The sequence below is a fragment of the Streptomyces sp. NPDC001770 genome, from assembly GCF_053596135.1.
The window spans coordinates 100,492-119,227 of sequence record NZ_JBSFFN010000025.1 but is presented as its reverse complement, the minus strand read 5'-3'; the positions used below and the strand labels follow the sequence as shown (position 1 = coordinate 119,227).

Here is an 18,736-nt window from a genome sequence, read left to right as displayed (position 1 = left end):
GAACTGCATGGGGCAGACCGGACGGAGCCTCGCCTCATCCGGCCGGCACCCCACACGCCTTCGCCGCCTTGCGACCTCATTCTGAAACCATCAGTAAGCCTCACGAAGGCGGGAGCAAGTGGCGCCCGACACGCGTCGCCTGCCGTGGAACAGGATGCCGACGACCATTCAGAGGGAGAGGCCGCGGTCGGTTGAACCGCCACCTCCGAGACACGTCCGAACCCGTCGACGGCGCAGTCCTGAACCCCAGCCGGGCAGTGCACCCCAAACCCGGCCTGGGACTGAGTGCTCCGCTGCGATCGAGCTGCTCCCCGAGCACTGCTGGACAGGGGCACCTACCGCTTCTCCGGCTCGCCCCGGCCTGGCGGCTGTCGGGAGCGAGCCGGAGAGGTCGGGCGGCTCTCGATCCCTTTCGAGGGCCGGCCGACCGGCCCCGTCAGATCTTCAGGATCAGTGCTTCCACCTGTTCGAGCGTCGTCACGCTTGCCTGCGCGGCGGCCCGGACCTTCGCCAGCTTTTCCATCCACTCGATCCGCCGCTCGGCCGGGAGCGGCTCCTCTTCGAGCTGGACGCGCAGGCGGTGTGCCTCCTCGAAGTCCGTCATCAGGGCGTGGGCGGCGTCCACCGCCTTCTGGTAACTCCCTTCGACGAGTTCGACCCGTGCGGTCAGCTCTCGGCGCAGTTTGGCGAGCTGGTCGCGCGGGTCGGCGGCCGCCTCGCCGTGCGCCGTGGTCCGGGCGCCAGCGTCCGCGGTGTTCCCGGCGTCCGCAGGCGCGTTGGCGGAGTTCCCGGACGTGAGCGGCGCCGGGCTGGCGAGGTTCACGGGGAACAGCTCGTCGAACCACGCCTTGTCGGCGACGTAGTGGGTGGGCCGGCCCTCGGTATCCGGAGCGATCACCATTCCAGCGATGATCGCTGTCCGGTCGGCCTCGGCCCAGTGCTGCTCGCCGTAGCAGACCAGGGCTGTGCCGTCGTCCGGCTCGGGCGGCCGCGGTGCGTCCGGGTGCTCCAGCACGGCCTTCGCGAACGCGAGCAGCAGGGCTCGGCTGACGCCCGGCGCGCCCCTCGTGTACGCCAGTGTCAGGGCGGCGAGGGCACTCTTGGGGGTGCGGCGCACGCCCTTACGCCCAGCGCCCGCCTCGCTGCCCTGCCCCGCGGTGATGAACGGCTGCGGAGCGTGGATCAGAGCCGGTGCCATCCGCTGGACCAGGGCGTACCAGGCGGCTGCGTCACCAGCCTCCGCTCCGATGAGCAGCTCAGTGAGCGGCCTCGGATCCTGTCCGGCGCCTTCCTTGGTCTCCGTGGTGCCGAAGAGACCGAGGGCGGAGAGGATGTTCCCTCGATGTACGAACAGCTGCGCGACGGCGGCGGACCACAGGCGCGTGCGCGACTCGGCCGTCTTTGCCCGAATCTGGCTCCACGCTGGCTCCTGCAGTGTTCCCCTGACGACGGGCCAGAGCCTCCCGGTGTCGCGGACGGTGCGCGCGTTTGCCGTCTGCGGGGTCTCGTGAGGGATCTCGGGGAACACCAGCGCGGTGATGGCGCGCACCGCGATGTCCCGCAGCACGACCCGGGAAACCATGGCGCCCGCGGGCACCAGCGGCTCCAGTGGGTCGAGCGGCCCGTTGACCGTCAGCGCGTCGCGCACGCCCACCAGATCGAGGACGTCCGCAGCGCGCGCGTCGGGGAACGCCTCGGCGAGCGCTTCTGCGAGGAGGGATTCTCTGGCGTAGGCATCGACGAGCGTCGCGAACAGGGCGACCAGCCGCGCGTCCTCCTCATAGGGCTGGATGCCGCGCAGGTGGTCGTCGACGTTCAAGGCCCGTAGGACGTGCTCCAGGGCCTCGGGCTTGGTACAGCCGATCACGATCTCCGCGGACACCGTGGCGATCTTCGCCGCCCTGACCGATGGGTCGGTCGCCTCAGTCTCCGGCTTCGCACCATCCCTGTTGAGCCGGGCGGAAAGCCGGTTCAAAACCTCCCGCTGACTCAGCAGCAGCGGCTCGGGGCCGCCCTTTTTGTCCTTCGGCATAGCCACGAGGGACTGAGGCATCCCGGTGACCAAGTGCTCTGGCTGCACCCGGAAGACACTGAGACGGGCCAGCGCACGGTTGTTCCCGGTCACGGCGGCCAGCCGCCACAGCTTCGACACCGTGCCGTCGGAGTGGGAGATCTGCCACTGCTGCAGGACATTCATGCCCTTGGAGAGCTGGCCTCCGGCCACGAGGGACTCAGCCAGGTCGTACCCGCGGGTCTTACCGGCGCGCTCCAGGTTGTCAGCGGCGTACCGCTGCATGTGGACGGCCACCGCGTAGGGCTGCTCGGCGAGGGTGAGCGCCGCCTTCGGCTGCCCGTCCTCCTGGGCGGCGCGGACCACCGGGCGCGGCCGCCGGTGGCCAAGGGCGGAAAGGAGAGCATGCTGCTCGGACTCAACCTCGCGCACGCGGCGGACAGCGTCCTGGTGCTTCTGCGTAGCCGCCGCCAGTGCCTGCGGCGCGTACGTGTCGTCCCCCGGCGCCCGACGCAGGGCCTCCCGCTCTTTCTCGGCGGACTTCGCGCTCTTTGTGGCGTCCTGGAGCGCCAACTCGACGGCGACGAGGTCCTTGACGCGCTGGCTGGCCTCCGGGGCGGGCGACGACCAGCAGATGGCAGTGCGGTCGTTGAGGTCCCACGGGACCACCGCGGCGCCGTGTACGTCGCAGGTCAGCAGCAGCACCTGCTCGTCGCCGGCCTTCGCGGGCCGGCAGACGGTGGGCTTAAGGACCCTTCTGCCGCGCTGGGTGGCAATCAGGGCTTTGATCTCGGTGTCCGGCAGTGCAGCGGCCAGACCCTCGAGGATCGCGTCCCGCGGAGGCGGCACGACCCCGTGGTCGGCGCAGGTGTTCTCGATCGCGTCCGCGAGCCGGTCACCCCAGGCGTTGGTGCCGATCTGCGGGTAGATGTCGTCGAAGGCCATGATGTCGTCCTTCCACCCGGGGCGTCCCGGGCGAGCACAGAAACTCCCGACCGTCGGGAGCGTGTCACGCGCCCGAGTGCAGAAGCCTCGTGCCGGCGAGGAGCCGGGCCGACACCGTGAGGGTGTGCGGCGGTCCTCGCCCCGTACAGTCCACCGGCCAGCGTCCGAAGAACGATCAGCCCCAACAGCGCCTCGGTGGCGCCTGGACCTCTCGCAGCCTGCTCCTGCTCCGCCGGAAGCGGCATGAGGCGGACGCCGATGATGAGCCACCGACGTGCACCACGAAATGTGCCACCATCCGTGAAACAACTGCCGCTCGCAGAACCTGCGTTCACTCGATCCGGTGACTAAGTGCCTCAACTAGGCTGCGTGGCAACCGGATTGATGTAATGCGGGTGCCGACTGATCGGTGGTGGCGTCCGGGAGCGGGTCGGCGGCCTCTACGGTGCGCCGTAGAGCCTCGGTGGGGTCGGACGAAGTGCCCGACGTCCGAGCGACCCGGAGAATCGCTCCGCAACCGAGGCTTCGCCGGGATGGCGTGGTGTCCCCTGCTGGCCTGGGCGTTTGCCGGCGCAGAGGGCGACCTCGCAGAATTGCGCGAGGTCGAACTCCGGATCTCCTGCGATCCCTTCAAAGTGGAGTCGGGCACGTGGCAGGACCTGCCCGTGGCGCCGCCGCTGCTGAACTGCGCCGCGAAGATGGCCGGGACGGGAGCCGTTGTAGTCCGTGACGAGCGGAGAGGTAGCGAGCGGAGAGGTAGTGGCGTTCATGTCCGTCGGAAGGCAGTGGCGTCCGAGAGGTCGCAACCGGGTGCACGCCAGACGGCGGAAGCCATGCGTTACAGGCCTGGTGTTGAAGTCTCCGCGCCGGGGCGATGCGCACCTGTGCTCACCTGCGGAGATGCTGCATGCGTTCCGGATACGGACCTCGTCCGTTTTGTGAGCCGCAGTAGGCGCTGCGCTGACCTGCGGTTTTGGGGTTTTGTCCAAGCCCCACGAAGGCGGGGCTCTGTCGGTGAAGGCGCCGGAAACGGTGTCGTACGCGAGACCGTTCTTGACGCGCTTCGGACAGGTTGGCTATCGGCCGGTGAGGGCCGGTTCGCCGCCGCCAGTGTAGCGGGTGGAGTGCTGGATGTTCCGAGGATGCGCATCGCTGGAGATCTTGGACGGTGTCCGGGCCGGTTGGGGAAGCAGGGCTGAGGACTCAGGACCGACGCCCGATGGGTCTCCGATCACCCACGGACTACGTTCCCGGCACTGGTACGCCCTCCCCCCGTCGCGCGTCACCACAGGAGGCAGCGGCGTGCCGGCAGATGCCACGGCACACGTCCGCATCGCACGTCCGTCGCGGGACCTACGGGCCGCCGAACGGTTCTGGCGTCCGTCGCCCGGACCTACGGGCCGCCGAACGGTTCTGGGGCCCCGGACTGGGGCTCGACATCCTGTACCAGCACGACGCGGACCCGGTTGCCGGACGGCGGCATTCGCTTCCGATGGCCGGCCGGCCCGGAGCGACGTGGCACCTCGAACTCGCCCACGACCCGGCCGCGCCGGTGGAACCACGACCGAACCCGGAGGGTCTTCTGGTCGTCCACCTCGGTGAGCCGGTCCCGGACGCCTTGGTGGAGAGGCTCGAACGGCACGGCGGCGAGCGCGTCCCGGCCCACAGTCCCTACTGGGACACCTGGGGTGTGACCGTGCGGGACCCGGACGGGGTACCTGCTGGTCCTCTCCACGCGCACGTGGGGCAGCTCGTGAGCTGACCTCGCGCAGCGGCGTTACGCCTTTCGGCTCTTCCCTGCGGACCCGCGTCGGCCACGGCCGAAACCTCACGGCGGGTGGGGGATTCTCGGGCGGAGGCCGGCTGGGACGCACAGCCCGCACAGCCCGCAGGGTTCAGAGGAGAGCGATGAGCAACGGTCCGCAGACCACGGACGGCGCGCGGGTCACGACGGCCGGCCCGGGCGGTTCGGTCCCGCGGGAAGAGCTGGTCCCGCGAGCCGACGCCGTCCCACCAGCCGCCGTCCCACCAGCCGCAGCCCCACGAGCCGCAGTCCCTCCTGCCCGGTCGTCCCGCCGGCCCCGGGGCGGGGTGGCGGTCGCCGGCGTGGCCGTTGCGTTCACGCTGGCCCAACTCCTCCTCGTACGACCGGGGATGGGCCTCGGCTGGGACGAGTCGGTCTACGTCAGCCAGGTCGCCGGCCACGCGCCCGCCTCGTTCTTCAGCGCCCCGCGGGCCCGGGGAGTTCCGCTGCTGGTGGCGCCGGTCGCCGCCTGGTCCTCGTCGACCGCCCTGCTCCGGGTCTACCTGGCCGTCCTGTCCGGCCTCGGTCTCTTCCTCGCGCTCCGCGCCTGGCGGGGCGTCCTCCCCGCCAGGGTGCTCGCGACGGCGGGCGCCCTGTTCGCCACCCTGTGGGTGACGCTCTTCTACGGTCCGCAGGCCATGCCCAACTACTGGGTCGCCGTGGGCGCCCTGGCCGGTACGGGCTGCTTCCTGCGCGCCCGTGCGGACCGCTCCGACCGCGAGGCCCTCCGGGGCGTCGGCCTGAGCGCCGCGCTGATGGCCTGGATGCGGCCCATGGACGCGGTGTGGGTGGTCCTGCCGCTGCTCGTCCTGCTGGTGTGCGTACGGCAGTGGCGCCGCCCGGCCCTGCTGGTGGCGTTGGGCGGCGGGCTCGCGGCAGGGGCGGCGGAGTGGGTGATCGAGGCGTACGTCGCCTACGGAGGGCCGGCGCAGCGCCTGGCCGACGCGTCCCGTATCCAGGGCGGCCTCGGCTGGAACATCGCGGTGGTGGACCAGCTGCGCGCACTGGGCGGACGCACCCTGTGCCGTCCGTGCGCCGGTGCGGTGCCTCCCGTCACGGAGACGCTGTGGTGGTTCGCCCTGCCGGTGCTCGCCGCCCTCGCGGTCAGGGTCGCCGTCCGCGCGGGGCGCCCGGCCGTCACGCTCGTACCGCTGGCCTGCGCCGCCTCGGCGGCCTTCCCGTACCTCTTCCTGATCGGCTACGCGGCGCCCCGCTTCCTGATGCCCGCCTACGCGCTGCTCGCCGTCCCGGTCGCCGGACTCGTGGTGCACGCGGTGCGGACGCCCGGGCGGATGGGCCGCCCGCTGACCGTGACCCTGCTGGTCCTCGTGCTGGCCGGGCACCTGACCGCGCAGCTCGTGGTACTGCACAACACCGTGCGCCGCACCACGGCGGCCCGGCAGGAGTGGGCCGCCGTCGCCGACGGGCTGCACCGGCTCGGCGTCCGGCCGCCCTGCCTGGTCACCGGCAAGGAGTACGTGCCGATCGCGTTCTACGCGGGCTGCTCCTCCGCGGCGGCCGGCGGCCACGACGCCAACACCACGACGGCAGGCATCCGCCGGACCGCCGAGCGGCTGCCCACCGCCGTGCTCCTGACACCGGGCGGCAGACCGCCCGGCTACGCACGGTCCTGGACGCCGCACCGGACGGCCGGCCTGCGGGTGTACGTGGCGCCGGCTGCGGGCCGCTGAACTCACCGGCGGCCCGGCAGACTTGGGAGGAGGTGCTCATCCCACCGCGGCCTCGCACTCCTCGCACCGCCGGATCGCCTGGCGGTCCGTGTTCCCCTCGGTCGCGGTCGCCGGGCAGCTGCTGCTCAACCTGTCCCAGAGCCCGGCCGGCGGCGCGGGGATCCAGCCCCAGCGCGGGGCGGTCACCAGCTCCTCGGTCAGGTAGGCGCACGCTCCTGGAAGGTGCGCGTACCGCCGCGGGGAGATGAGGATCGTGTCGGCGGGGAAGGTCCGCCACTCCTGCCGGGGCGAGGAGACGGGGCGCTCCCGCGGCGCGGAACCGTCGGGCGGGCACGAGCAGCCCAGACCGATGACCAACTCGCAACGCTCGCAACACTTCTGTCGCACGTGTCTCGCTCCCACCTCGCGCCGGCGTCCTCATCAGGGACGAGCGGTTCGTCGTATTCCGGAAATCCTGGCGACCGGTAGAACGCCCGCGCGCCGGGCCGGTCACGGTGCGTTGCTCCTCCGGGGGAAGGGGTGGCCGCGCCGCCGGGTCCGGCCGGGGCGGGCGTGCCGGGGCCGGCCCGTGGGTGAAGTGCCGGCAGCGAACGGGGTCTCCTGGCTGCCGGATCGCGCACTTCCCGCCCGCCGCACGCGGCAATGCCGTCGTGCCACGGGCCGCACTTCGACCAGCACGAACCTGTTCTCGGGCGTGGCGAGTTCGGACCGTACGGGGAGGGCGGCCCGCACACGTGCACGCGGGCGTCGCCGCTACGCGCCGAAGGAGCCCAGGGCGGTCGCCGTGTCCTCGCCGCCCCAGCCGTCGGGGGTGCGCCAGAGGACGTGGACGCCGAAGATGTCGCGGACGGTGTCGGCGGACCAGTCCTCGGTGGGCGGTTCGCAGAGGACCAGATAGCGGGCGGCAGCCGGGGCGGGCAGGGTGTGGTTGATCTCCAGGAGGCGGGTGGCCCCGGAACGGAGGTCCTCGTACCCGGCCCGGCCGGCGCCGAGGACCTCGTAGAGGAAGAGGCCCCGGTCGGTGACGCAGCCGACGTCGACGATCTCGGACTCGGTCGGCTGGATGTCCGCCCAGAGGAGAGCCGACATGAGAAGGTGGCGGACCGCCTCGTGCTTCTTGTCGGTGCGGTCGGCGGCTGCCGAGGTCACCAGCGCCTGCAGGAAGCCCTCTTGGGGCGCCGGGGCCGCAGCCGGAACCGGGGCCGCAGCCGGGACCGGAACGGGTGCGGCGGGGGCGTCTACGGCGGTGGTCGTCACGGGGGTCACGGGGTCGCTCTCCTTCTGGGGAGGCTGGTCGGGCCGGGGCGCGGGTTCGGCCGGGGCGGCCTCGGGCGCGGGTTCGGGTGCGTCGGTCTGAGCGGCGGGCTCAGCGACGGGTCCCGCTGCGGGCTCAGCGGCGGGTTCCGCTGCGGGCTCAGCGGCGGGTTCCTCGGCACGGCCCGCGGTACCGGCCGTCCCCGCCCCGCGCGTACGGAGCGTCTCCCGCGCCTCCGCGAGGGCGTCGAGCCAGCCGGAGCCGTCGAGTTCGGCCGAGAGGCGGCCGGTGTCCAGGGTGTCGTCCTTGAGGGCACGGTTGGTGCCGGCCGCGAGGTCGCGCAGCACCCCCAGCCGGTCCCGGTCCGGTGAGCCGAGGACGCGCCGCACGTCCACCCAGTCCGCCTGGTCGCGGCGGAGGATGCGGTTGGCCATGCCCTGGAGCTCGGAGAGGCGGGATCGGGCGTCCGGTACGGACTCCAAGTCCGCGCCGGGGGAAAGTAGTTCGGCGAGTACGGTGACGGCCTCCAGATAACGGTCGGCCATCCTCGGGGAGATGGGCAGGCGGCCACGCTCGTCGGCGGTGAGCACGCTGTGGCCGGTCTCGTTGGCGAAGACCCAGGTGTCCAGTTCCTGGCCGGGGCGCGGCGGCGCGGAACCGTGCCGGACGGTCAGGACGAGCGGGCGGTCGACGGCGGGGGCGAGCGCCCTGACCCGGTAGCGGCCTCCCGGGCCGGGGCCCAGGACCCGTACCCGGATGTCGGAGCCGATCTCGGGGACCTCGCCCGCCGCTGCCGTACGGACCGGGGAGGTGTCCGGTGCCGGCGTGCCCGGTGCCGGACCGCCGGGTACCGATCCCGTGCCGGTGGGGTCGTCGGTGCGCGTGAGGGCCTCCGGGAGCGGGGAGGTGTGCAGCACGGTGAGGCTCTGCGTGCTGCGGGTCAGGGCGATGTAGAGCTGCCGCAGCCCGGCCGGGCCGGTGTCGGCGATGGTGGCCGGTTCGAGGACCAGGACGTGGTCGTACTCCATGCCCTTGGCCTGTGCGGCGGCCAGTACGGACACCGCCGCGCGGCCCGGGCCGGTGATCTCGGGGCTGCGGTCGAGCCGGCCGCCGATCTCCTCCAGCCAGCGCGAGTCGTCGGGGACGATGACGGCCACCGACCGCAGGGTGCGGCCGTCGTTGGTGCCCACCAGGCGGGTCACCTGGGCCACCGTGTCGTCGAGGAGCTTCCAGGGCTCGGTCGACAGGGTGCGTACGGCGTCCGGGCCCGCCTCGCGCACCGCGCGCGGGTAGGGCAGCGACGGAGCGACCACGCGGGCCAGCGGGGCGACGAACTCCATGATCTCGGCGGGTACGCGGTAGCTGGTGTTGAGCTCCGCGACCCGCCAGTCGCCATGGTCGGAGAGGAGCGTTCCCAGGCGGTCCCAGGCGGTGTACGGAACCGGTCCGGTGGCCTGCGCGAGGTCACCGAGCACCGTCATGGAACCGCCCCGGGCGACCCGGCGGCGCAGGGCGCGGGCCTGCATCGGGGTGAGGTCCTGGGCCTCGTCCACGACGATGTGGCCGTAGCGGCGGGGGATCTCCCCGGCGATGAGGTACCTGAGCTCCTCCAGGCAGACCCGGTCGTCCAGGGTCCACGGGTCGCCGTCCGCGCGGGTCGCACGCGGGCGGTGCAGCGCGCGCCGCTCGTCCTCGCTCAGCAGGTCCTCGGCGCAGGCGCGCAGCAGCTCGGGCGAGTCGTAGAGGGTGCGCAGCGACTCGCGGGCGCCCGGCGAGGGCCAGACGCGGTCGATGAGGCGCTCCACCCGGCGGTTGCGTTCCAGGCTGCGGCGGATCGTGCCGTCCGCACCCCGGCGCGGGGCGATGGCGGTGAGCTCCCGCAGCAGCCGGTCCACGATCAGGCTGCGGAAGCGGTCGCGGCGCTCGCGGTAGGCGGCGTCGCCGCTCCGTGCCTCGGCGAGCAGGGCGCGTACCTCCGAACCCGCGATGCGCAGGGTCGCACTTCCCGCCGTGACGGTGAACGCGGGTTCGTCGCCCTCGAAGGACGGCGGGGTGAGCTGGCCGTCGATGGACTCCGGGCGGCACTCGTGCTCGACGCGCCGCCGCAGCACGGCCGCCATGCGTTCGTCGGCCTTCACCGCACGGGCCTGCGGGGTGTCGGTGCCGAGGAGTTCGCCGTCCCAGAGGCGTGAGAGCTGGACGGCGTTGACGTCCCGGGTGCCGAGGGTCGGCAGGACCTCGCCGACGTACTCCAGGAACCGCTGGTGAGGGCCGATGACGAGGATGTTCGCGGCGTTGAAGTGCTCGTTGCTGACGAGCCAGGTGACCCGGTGCAGGCCGACCGCCGACTTACCGGTACCGGGCCCGCCCTGCACGACCAGGATGTCCGAGGGGGACCCGGTGACCAGGTCCATCTGGTCGCGGCGGATCGTCTCGACGATGTCGCGCATCCGGCCGCCGCGCGAACGCTGGAGCTCGCGGAGCAGGAAGTCGTCCGGCTGCGCGGGCTTGCGCCGCCGGGCCCGCGCCACGTCGCCGGGCGTGGCGGACGGGGTGCGCAACTTCCGTCGGGGCACCGGGACATGGGGAACGTACGGGACCTGCGGTGCGGCGTCGTCGCCGGGTTCCTCCGCGAGTGGTGACCCCTCGGCCTCCGCCGCGTCCTCGGTCCGGGCTTCGTCGGGGGCCTCGTCGTGCGCCTCGTCGTGCGCCGGGGCGTCCCGCCTGTCCCGCTGTCCGGGGAGGTCCTCCGGTTCCCGTGCGGGACCGGCCGTGAACACCGGGGCGATGTCGTCGAAGTAGTCCTCCACCACCTGTCGCACGCACCGGAGTTGGCGCCGGAGCTCGACTTCCCCCGGGTCCTCGGGCCGGGCGTCGGCCCACTTCTTCGCCAGCGGACTGGTCCAGAGCAGCACGACCGGATCACCCCCGGCGTCCCGTACGCCGCGCCGCCCGATGTACCAGGGGCGGGGCGCACCTCCCGGTTCCTCCGGTGCGTCGACGCGTGAGAAGACGAGTGCCTCGTCCCCCAGGCCGCCGTACGCCTCGGCGCGCGCCTCCGTGTCCATCCGGGTGGCGATGCCGTCCTTGGTGCTCGCCGCGGCCGTGGCGGCGGACGTGCCGGTCATCTCGGCGAGCCGCGTGGTGTAGCAGTCGTACGCGTGGTCGACGGCCTTCTGCTCCCCGGCGAGGACCTCTTCGCGCGTGGCGGTGCTCATGTGCATCCTCCCTTGCGGAGCACATGAGGCCCCGCTACGGGCCAGCGCCCGTACCCCGGGGACACAACTACCAGAGATCGTACGGTGACGAACAGTCAGGGTGTCGATTACCGGACAGTGCCCGGTGGCAGGGAGGGGTGTCCAGCCGCCTGGCCGGGGGAGCGCCGCCCGTGCCTACCGCAGCCCGTCCGCGCCCGTCTCCGTCGCGTCCGCCTGCCGTGACCCGGCGCGGCGGGTGCGGTCCGTCTCGGCGGTGAGGCTCGACAGCAGGCTCAGCGCCGCCTCGGAGGGGGAGCCCTCGGGGGCGGTGTAGAGCAGCATCCGGTGGCCGGTGTTGTCCGCGAGGTGGAGGTTCTCGAAGTCCAGGGTCATCGGGCCCACCACCGGGTGGTGCAGCGCCTTCGTCCCGACGGTGCAGTCCCGCACCGGGTGCTTCGACCAGAGGCCGGCGAAGTCGGGGCTCTGCAGCATGAGTGAGCCGATGAGCTCGGCGAGCGCGCTGTCCTCGGGGTTGCGGCCCGCGACCAGGCGCATCGCGGACAGGGCCACCCTGGCTTCCTTGGTCCACTCCGTGTACAGCTCGCGGGTGTGCGGGTCGAGGAAGAGCATCCGGGTGAGGTTGGGGCGGTCCGCCGGGGTGTCCGGGCTCCGCACGTCGAGGTGGCCGGCGAGCAGGGCGTGGCCGAGCGCGTTCCAGGCGAGGACGTCGTTGCGCCCGTCCAGTACCACGGCCGGGACCTGCGGCATCGAGTCGATCAGCCGCCGGGTGGTGGCACGGACGAACTCCGGGCGGTGCGGCGCGGCCCGCTTCGCCTTCGGCGGGCGGGCCAGGTCGCGCAGATGGGCGTGCTCGTCGGGGGTGAGGCGCAGGGCGCGGGCGAGGGAGTCGAGGACGCTGTCCGACGCGTTGGAGCTCTGCCCCTGCTCCAGATGCGTGTAGTACGTGATGCTCACCCCGGCCAGCAGGGCGAGCTCCTCGCGCCGCAGCCCCGGGACCCGCCTGCGGGTGCCGTGACTCGGCAGGCCGACGTCCTCCGGCTGGAGCCGCGCGCGGCGGTTGCGGAGGAAGTCGCCCAGAGCCGTGGGAGTGTCCATGCCTCCCAGTGTGCCCGTGCGGCGGCCTCGGCGGGGCCCCGGAGGTGGCCCTGCCAGTGATACCTTCCGCGACGCCAGCAAGACCAGGGGGCTGGGTAACTCCCGTGCGCAGGGCCAGAGTCGCTCTCCGGAAGGACCACTGAGGGTGGTCCGCGACGGAGGGATGTGCGTGATGGCTGTGGCCGAGGGTGTACGGGCGGGGGAGGGACCGGTCCGACTGGACGGGCGGCTCCGCCTCGTCCTGGTGGTGCTGCTGGTCGCCCAGTTCATGCTGGCGGTGGACTTCTCGATCCTCAACGTCGCGCTGCCGGTGATCGGCGACGGACTGGGCTTCTCGCTGTCCGGCCTCCAGTGGGTCGCGACCTCGTTCGCGCTGGCCGCCGCCGGTTTCACGCTGCTGTTCGGGCGGGTCGCGGACCTGTTCGGCCGGCGGCGGCTGTTCCTGGTGGGCCTCGCCGTGCTGGGGCTTTCGTCCCTGGTGGGCGGACTGGCCCAGAGCCCCGAAATGCTCATCGTGGCCCGGGTGTTCCAGGGCCTCGCGACGGCCGCCGTGACACCGGCGGGCCTCTCGCTGCTCACGACGTCGTTCCCCGAGGGGCCGCTGCGGCAGAAGGCGCTCGGGCTGAACGGCGCGCTGATGTCGGCGGGGTTCACGACGGGCGCGATCCTGGGCGGAGTTCTGACCGATCTTCTCTCCTGGCGCTGGTCCTTCCTCATCAACGTGCCGGTGGCGATCGCGGTGCTGGCGATCGCCCCCGCGGTCATCAAGGAGTCGCGGCCGGCGGTCCGGCCGAAGCTGGACGTGCCCGGCGCGGTCTCGGTGACGCTGGGGCTGCTGGCGCTGGTGTTCGGGCTGACGCAGGCCGGTGAGCACGGCTGGGGTTCGGGTGCCGCGCTGGGCTGGCTGGCCTCGGGCGTGGCGCTGCTGCTGGTCTTCTACGCGGTGGAGTCCAGGGCGTCGGACCCGCTGGTGCCGGTGCCGGTGCTGAAGAAGCGGACGGTGGCCTGGGGGAACGTGGCGGGCGTGATCGCGTTCCTCACGGAGACGAGCCTGGTCTTCCTGATGACGCTCCACCTCCAGGAGGTGCTCGGGTTCTCGCCGCTGACGGCCGGCCTGTCGTTCGGCGTGCTGGGAGTCGGCACGGTGGTGGGCGGTTCGCTCGCACCCCGGGTGATCGGCGCGACCTCGACCCGGTCGACGCTGCTGATCGGCGGTGTCCTCCAGGCGGTGGCCACCCTTTCCCTGGTCGGCCTCGGCGAGACCAGCGGCTCGATGTGGCTGCTGCTGGCGGCGACCTTCGCCGGCGGGGTGGGGAACATGCTGGTGATCGTCGGCTTCATGGTCACGGCCACCACCGGGCTCGCCGACCACGAGCAGGGCATGGCGACCGGTCTCGCGACGATGACCCAGCAGATCGGCATCACGATGGGCACCCCGATCATGTCGGCCATCGCCGCGGCGAACACCGACATCCACGACGGGATCACGACCGCGGTGATCGTGAACACGGCGGTGGTGGTCCTCGGCATCCTGACCTCCTTCTTCTTCCTCCGGGCCCGGACGCCCGCCGCGGAAGGCCAGGTCGGCTGAGGGGGCGCAACGGAACGCAGAGAAAGGCCCGTTGTGGCGCGTCGATGCCCCGGCAGCGGACGTACGCAGGCGGGCGGCACCCCGGAACCCCGGCACCCCGGAACCCGCAGACCGTGCGCCGCCACCGGTGGACCGGGGCGGAGCTGGAGCGGGCGAAGATCCACCGCAGGACCTCGTGTCCGGTGCCCCCGAGCAGGTCCACCGCGTGCTCACCGCGCTTGCCGCGTCGCACGGCGTGGACGAACCGAGCGTCAACGCCCGGGCGCCCGACCCGGCCGGCCGGCACCGCTCGTACGGGCTGCCGGCCGACGCCTACGGCCTCTCCGCCGACCGGGTCGAAGCGGCCGCGGCCCGGGACTCCGCGGCGGTGACGTCCCCGGGGCGGCCCCGAGTGTCACGGCCAGGGCCGTGGGCGTCACGGTTGCGGCGGGGGCGGCGGGGGCGGCGTCCGGTGCGCGGGGCCGCCGGGTTCGTGCGCGGGGCCGTCCGGCTCGTGCGCGGGGCCGCCGGGGTCGGTCCCGAGGGCGGCGAGGAGCCTCAGCTTCTCGTCGCTCTCGCTGTCCTTGTCGGGGTAGTAGACGACGAGGATGACGTCGTCGACGGGGAGTTTGTCGCGGTGCAGCCGGATGTCACCGACCAGGGGATGGTGGACGGTGGTGGTGCCCCCGTCGAGGACGCGGACGTCGTGCCGGGCCCACAGGGTTCGGAACCGCTGGCTGGAGAGTGCGAGTTCCCCGACGAGTTCGACGAACCGGGGGTTGTCGGTGTCGTCCCCGATCGTGGTGCGCAGGGTGGCGACGAAGTCGGCGGTGGCCCTCGTCCAGTCCTGGTGGAACGCCTGCTCCTCGGGATCGAGGAGCAGCGAGAGCAGCCGGTTGTGGCCGGGCCGCAGGCGCGGGGAGAGGGCGACGGCCATGGGGTTGGAGGCCAGCACGTCGAAGGCGCGCCCCTCCACGAACGCGGGAACCGTGAGGTGCGCGAGGAGCTGGTGCACCCGCGCGGGTACGTGCTCCGGGCGCTTGCGGCGCGGTGCCCTGGGGCGGGCCGCCGAGAGCCCGAGCAGATACGTCCGCTCGACGTCGTCGAGCCTCAGGACGCGCGCGAGCGAGGCGAGGACCTGCGGCGAGGGGTTCTTGTCGCGGCCCCGTTCCAGGCGCAGGTAGTAGTCGGGGCTGATCCCCGCGAGCAGGGCGACCTCCTCACGGCGCAGACCGGGTACCCGGCGGTTGCCGCCGGGCGGGATGCCCGCCAGCTCCGGGGAGACCAGCTCACGCCGGGCACGGAGGTAGCTGCCGAGCTGATTGCCGGATTCCTCGTCCTTCATGGGGCCACCGTAATGCGGGGCGCCCGTCCCTGAGGGGGCCCTGGCAGGACCAGGGAAGACGGGGGTACTGCCCCGCCCGGCGGACGGCGCGCAGAGTTGCGGCAGCACTGTCCCCCAGGACAGGGACCACCGCTGAACGGCCCCGCGGGCGCTCTGCCCCTTCCGAGACCGCGGGTGCCCCCAACCGAAGGAAAACCTCGTGGATCTCTCCCACCGCACCGTTCTCGTCGTCGGCGGAACGTCCGGCATCGGCCGGGAACTGGCCCGGCGGTTCGCCGCGGCGGGCAGCACCGTGGCCGTCGGAGGCCGCAGCGCGGAAGCGCTCGCCGAACTCTCCGCCGAAGGCTTCGGCACCTTCGCCTTCGACGTCACCGACGGTGACTCCGTCTCCGCCGCCCGTGACGCCGTCCTCGCCCGGTACCCCGGGCTGGACACCGTGGTGACCATGTCGGGCGTCATGCTCCTGGAGGACCTGCGCGACCCGGCGCACTTCGAGGCGGCGAAGACGACGATCGACACCAACCTGGTCGGCACCATCCGGGTGATCGACGCCTTCACCCCGCACCTGGTCGGGCGGGGCGCCGGCACCTTCGTCACCGTCACCTCCGGCATCGCCTTCCTGCCGTTCCCGCCCATGCCCAGCTACGCCGCCTCGAAGGCCGCGGTGCACGCCTACTCCGAGGCGCTGCGCGCACAGCTGGACGGCACCGGCGTCGGAGTCGTCGAACTGGTCCCCCCGGCCGTCGCCACGGCGGGACAGGAGCGGGTGAACCCGCAGGCGCTGCCGCTCGACGCCTTCGCCACCGAGGTCATGGGGCTGCTCGCACAGAACCCCACCCCCGACGAGATCCTGGTCGAGCGGGTTCTCACGCACCGCTGGGCCGAGCGCGACGGCACGTACGACGACCTCGTCGCGAAGCGCTCCCAGGCCCTCGCGATGCTTCCCGGCCGCTGAGGGGTCCCGCAATTCCTGGTGGGTGCGCGACGACAGCTACGACACCTCGCCGTGTTGTCGGAACGTCCGCATACATCCAGCATGCGGACGCCCCTCCGCCTTGCGATGCACCGCATCCGACGCCGCGCAGTGATCCACCACGAATCGCGGGACACCCCTTGGGCCGTACCGTCACCTGACACCACCCGTACAGCAGGTCTCAGGCGCCGGTGCGCCCGTCGACGAGCTCACGCACGACATCGAGGTGACCGTTGTGGCGGGACGTCTCCTCGATGAGATGGAGGATCACCCACCGCAGGTCCACGTGGCGGCCGTCGCTGACGGAACGCTCGGCCGCCGAGTTCAGGTCGTGGTCCGTCACCAGGCGACGGTAGCGCGCGCTCTGCTCCTCGTACTCGGCGAGAAGCTGCGGCAAGGGGATGTCGACCGCTGTCCGCATCTCGGGGTCGGGATCGTCGTCGGTCGCCCCCGCGAGCGGCCCCGCGAGCTCCTCGCCCAGGAACATCACCTGGAACCAGTAGTACTCGACCCAACGCAGATGGCTGATCAGGCCGCACAGCGTCATCAGCGGTGAATCCGGGAGCGGAGCCCTGCGGGCGTCCGCGGCGGACACGCCCTCGCACTTGGCTCGGGCGGTGTCACGGGCGTAGTCGAGGAAGGTGACCAGCTGCGTACGCTCGTCCCAGGTCGGAGGTGTGTCGGTTCGTCGATTCATTGCGGGGAGTTTCCCGCGGCGGGGAACGGGTGTCGACCCGATTTCGGCGTGGTGCACACCGGTGCGGCCTCCTCGGTGAGGCACTCCGTTCCACGGACACGGGCATCGTCCTGCGCTGAAGGAGACCCCGGGCGCAACAGGGTCAGCCGGCCGTGATGCCCGGGATGCTCACCAGCAGCACGGTCAGGGCGGCGAGTGCGGCCGAGACGGCCTCGCCCACCGCTCCGGACGCGCCGGTCCTGGCGGCCAGTTCGCCCATGCGCTCCTTCACCGCGGCGGGGTCGGCGTCCGGCAGGGCGCGGGCGTGCAGACCCGCGTGGTGGAGGAGCGTGATCAGCTCCGCCGTCTCCGGACCGGCCGGCGCCCCGTCGAGCACCACCCCGGCGAGCTCGCCGCGCAGGGCCTCCGGCGCCGAGGCGTCGGTGATCGGGTAACGGTAGGAGCCGAAGGCGCCGAGCAGCTTGCGGCCTTCCCGCTGGACCACACCCTTGGCCTGGAGGCCGTCGTACGCGGCGGTGACCGCCTGGTCGCGCACGGCCAGCAGCCAGGCCTGCGGCCGGGCCTCGGGGTGTTCGCGTACCTGGGCCGCCACGGCGGCGGCGAGCGGCTCCGAAGGTGCCGGACCGCCGGCGGCGACGAGCTTGCCGCCCTCGGCCACCACCCCACCGCAGCGCACGAGTTGGAGCAGCGGAGCCGCCGCGACCGCGGCGGCCACCCGGAGAGAGGCATGCGGTGTGCCGTCCCGCTGGTCCAGTCCGAGCAGCGTGATCCGCTCGCCGACCGTCAGTCCCGTGTCCATCGGACCCCTCTTCCCTCGTCGCGCGCGACGTGCTCGCGCCGTGCCCCCCGACTTTCCCTCATCACGCCTCGCACATGCGGCCGGTTCCCTCACGTGTCACTCGGGGACCGCGTATGAATTCCGTCAGCGGAGACCCTGTGGTGAACCCGTAAGGGCTGGTTGTGCCGCCTTGTCAGGGCCTGCCCGATCGGCTACTTGCCGGTTTCGCGAGTACTCACCTGCCTCAAAGGGCACAGTGTGCAATGTCTCCACAAGAGTCACATGATCATTGACGTGCACAAGACGTGAATGTGATGATTTGCCCAGGTGCGCACAAGCGAGCATCTCTTTACGGGGGAACGTATGGATGTGTCGGAACTGGCCGTATTGGGAGTCCAACCCCTCGATGAATCCGTGTACCGGGCGCTGCTGCGGCGTCCCGGCACGACCGCCGACGATCTGCGTGCGGCGCTCGGGCTGGACGAGCACGATTTCCAACTCGCCCTGAAACGGCTCGACCAGCAGGGCATGGTCCACATCGGCGCGAACGGGGAGGCGTTTCCCGTCGATCCCGGGATCGGGGTGGGCAGGCTCGCCGAGCAGCGCATCCGGGCCCTCCAGGACGAGCAGCGCGAGATCCTGTCCACCAGCCACTCCCTCGTACGCCAAGTCCTGCACTGGCAGGGGCAGGAGGGTGTGCACGAGGAGGTCGAGACCCTGGAGGGGGCCGGTCTGCTCTACGAACGGATGGGCGAGCTGGCGTACTTCGCCCGGCAGGAGCTGCTCGCGATGCAGCCCTCACGCACGCTGACACCCGAATGTGCCGCCATGGCCCGCGAGTCGGACCTGAGGTGCCTGCGGCGGGGTGTCTCCGTGCGGGTGTTGGTGCACCGCTCGGCGCTCCGGGACCCCGTATCGGCGGGCTACTACCGGGAGCTGGCGGAGCACGGTGCCCAGTTCAGGCTGCTGGAGGGGAAGTTCGAGCGGGTGTTGATCTTCGACCGGAGCACCGCCCTGGTGCAGTCGGCCCCCGACGCGCCGGACCAGCGCGCGCTGCTGATCCGCCAGGAAGGGCTGGTGAAGACGCTCAGGTCGTTCTTCGACCGCTCCTGGGCCCACGCAACCGACGCCGCACCGCTGCTGGGCGGATGCGCGGAGCGGGAACGGCTGGAGGACTTCCAGCTGAAGGTGCTCCAGATCATGGCCCGTACCGACAAGGACGAGGCCGGGGCGCGTGAGCTGGGTGTCTCGATACGGACCTACCGGGGACACGTCGCGCGGCTCCTCCACCGCCTCAACGCGGCCACCCGATTCCAGGCCGCACTGCTCGCCCGGGACAAGGGCTGGATCTGAG

At 72.3% G+C, this 18,736-nt stretch carries 12 protein-coding genes; 5 read left to right on the top strand and 7 right to left on the bottom strand.

The window, feature by feature from the left end:
- Positions 1-436 precede the first annotated feature (436 nt).
- On the bottom strand, positions 437-2,956 hold the full coding sequence (locus tag ACWCSV_RS22325; protein ID WP_451144807.1) for a hypothetical protein: 2,520 nt from the start codon (positions 2,954-2,956) through the stop codon (positions 437-439).
- A 1,219-nt stretch (positions 2,957-4,175) separates the two neighbouring features.
- On the opposite strand from ACWCSV_RS22325, the gene ACWCSV_RS22320 reads away from it, so the two are divergent.
- The gene (locus tag ACWCSV_RS22320; protein ID WP_451144805.1) at positions 4,176-4,718 is read left to right on the top strand and encodes a VOC family protein; all 543 of its coding nucleotides are present in this window, start codon (positions 4,176-4,178) and stop codon (positions 4,716-4,718) included.
- A gap of 344 nt (positions 4,719-5,062) precedes the next feature.
- Positions 5,063-6,451 (top strand): hypothetical protein, encoded by a 1,389-nt coding sequence (locus tag ACWCSV_RS22315; RefSeq protein WP_451144803.1) that lies wholly within the window; start codon positions 5,063-5,065, stop codon positions 6,449-6,451.
- A 36-nt stretch (positions 6,452-6,487) separates the two neighbouring features.
- On the opposite strand, the gene ACWCSV_RS22310 is transcribed toward ACWCSV_RS22315, so the two are convergent.
- The 3 genes from ACWCSV_RS22310 to ACWCSV_RS22300 all read right to left on the bottom strand — a co-directional run bounded on the left by ACWCSV_RS22310 (position 6,488) and on the right by ACWCSV_RS22300 (position 12,019).
- Complete coding sequence (locus ACWCSV_RS22310) at positions 6,488-6,808, bottom strand: hypothetical protein (RefSeq protein WP_451144801.1); 321 nt, start codon at positions 6,806-6,808, stop codon at positions 6,488-6,490.
- 396 nt (positions 6,809-7,204) lie between these two features.
- On the bottom strand, positions 7,205-10,924 hold the full coding sequence (locus ACWCSV_RS22305) for an AAA family ATPase (protein WP_451144799.1): 3,720 nt from the start codon (positions 10,922-10,924) through the stop codon (positions 7,205-7,207).
- Between the two features lie 174 nt (positions 10,925-11,098).
- Positions 11,099-12,019: a helix-turn-helix transcriptional regulator gene (locus ACWCSV_RS22300; RefSeq protein ID WP_451144797.1), complete on the bottom strand. Its 921-nt coding sequence runs from the start codon at positions 12,017-12,019 to the stop codon at positions 11,099-11,101.
- 172 nt (positions 12,020-12,191) lie between these two features.
- On the opposite strand from ACWCSV_RS22300, the gene ACWCSV_RS22295 reads away from it, so the two are divergent.
- A complete protein-coding gene (locus ACWCSV_RS22295; protein ID WP_451144795.1) occupies positions 12,192-13,610 on the top strand; it encodes an MFS transporter in 1,419 nt (472 codons plus the stop codon).
- Between the two features lie 415 nt (positions 13,611-14,025).
- On the opposite strand, the gene ACWCSV_RS22290 is transcribed toward ACWCSV_RS22295, so the two are convergent.
- Positions 14,026-14,934, bottom strand: a complete 909-nt coding sequence (locus tag ACWCSV_RS22290; RefSeq protein ID WP_451144793.1) for a helix-turn-helix transcriptional regulator — start codon at positions 14,932-14,934, stop codon at positions 14,026-14,028.
- A gap of 199 nt (positions 14,935-15,133) precedes the next feature.
- Between ACWCSV_RS22290 and ACWCSV_RS22285 the strand changes: the two genes are divergently transcribed.
- A complete protein-coding gene (locus ACWCSV_RS22285) occupies positions 15,134-15,889 on the top strand; it encodes an SDR family oxidoreductase (protein ID WP_451144791.1) in 756 nt (251 codons plus the stop codon).
- A gap of 199 nt (positions 15,890-16,088) precedes the next feature.
- Here the strand turns inward: ACWCSV_RS22285 and ACWCSV_RS22280 are convergent, their stop codons facing one another.
- Positions 16,089-16,604: a DinB family protein gene (locus tag ACWCSV_RS22280; RefSeq protein WP_451144789.1), complete on the bottom strand. Its 516-nt coding sequence runs from the start codon at positions 16,602-16,604 to the stop codon at positions 16,089-16,091.
- A 142-nt stretch (positions 16,605-16,746) separates the two neighbouring features.
- Positions 16,747-17,403, bottom strand: a complete 657-nt coding sequence (locus ACWCSV_RS22275) for a GOLPH3/VPS74 family protein (RefSeq protein ID WP_451144787.1) — start codon at positions 17,401-17,403, stop codon at positions 16,747-16,749.
- A gap of 342 nt (positions 17,404-17,745) precedes the next feature.
- Here ACWCSV_RS22275 and ACWCSV_RS22270 point away from each other — a divergent pair, with 342 nt between their 5' ends.
- Complete coding sequence (locus tag ACWCSV_RS22270) at positions 17,746-18,735, top strand: helix-turn-helix domain-containing protein (RefSeq protein ID WP_451144785.1); 990 nt, start codon at positions 17,746-17,748, stop codon at positions 18,733-18,735.
- Position 18,736 lies beyond the last annotated feature (1 nt).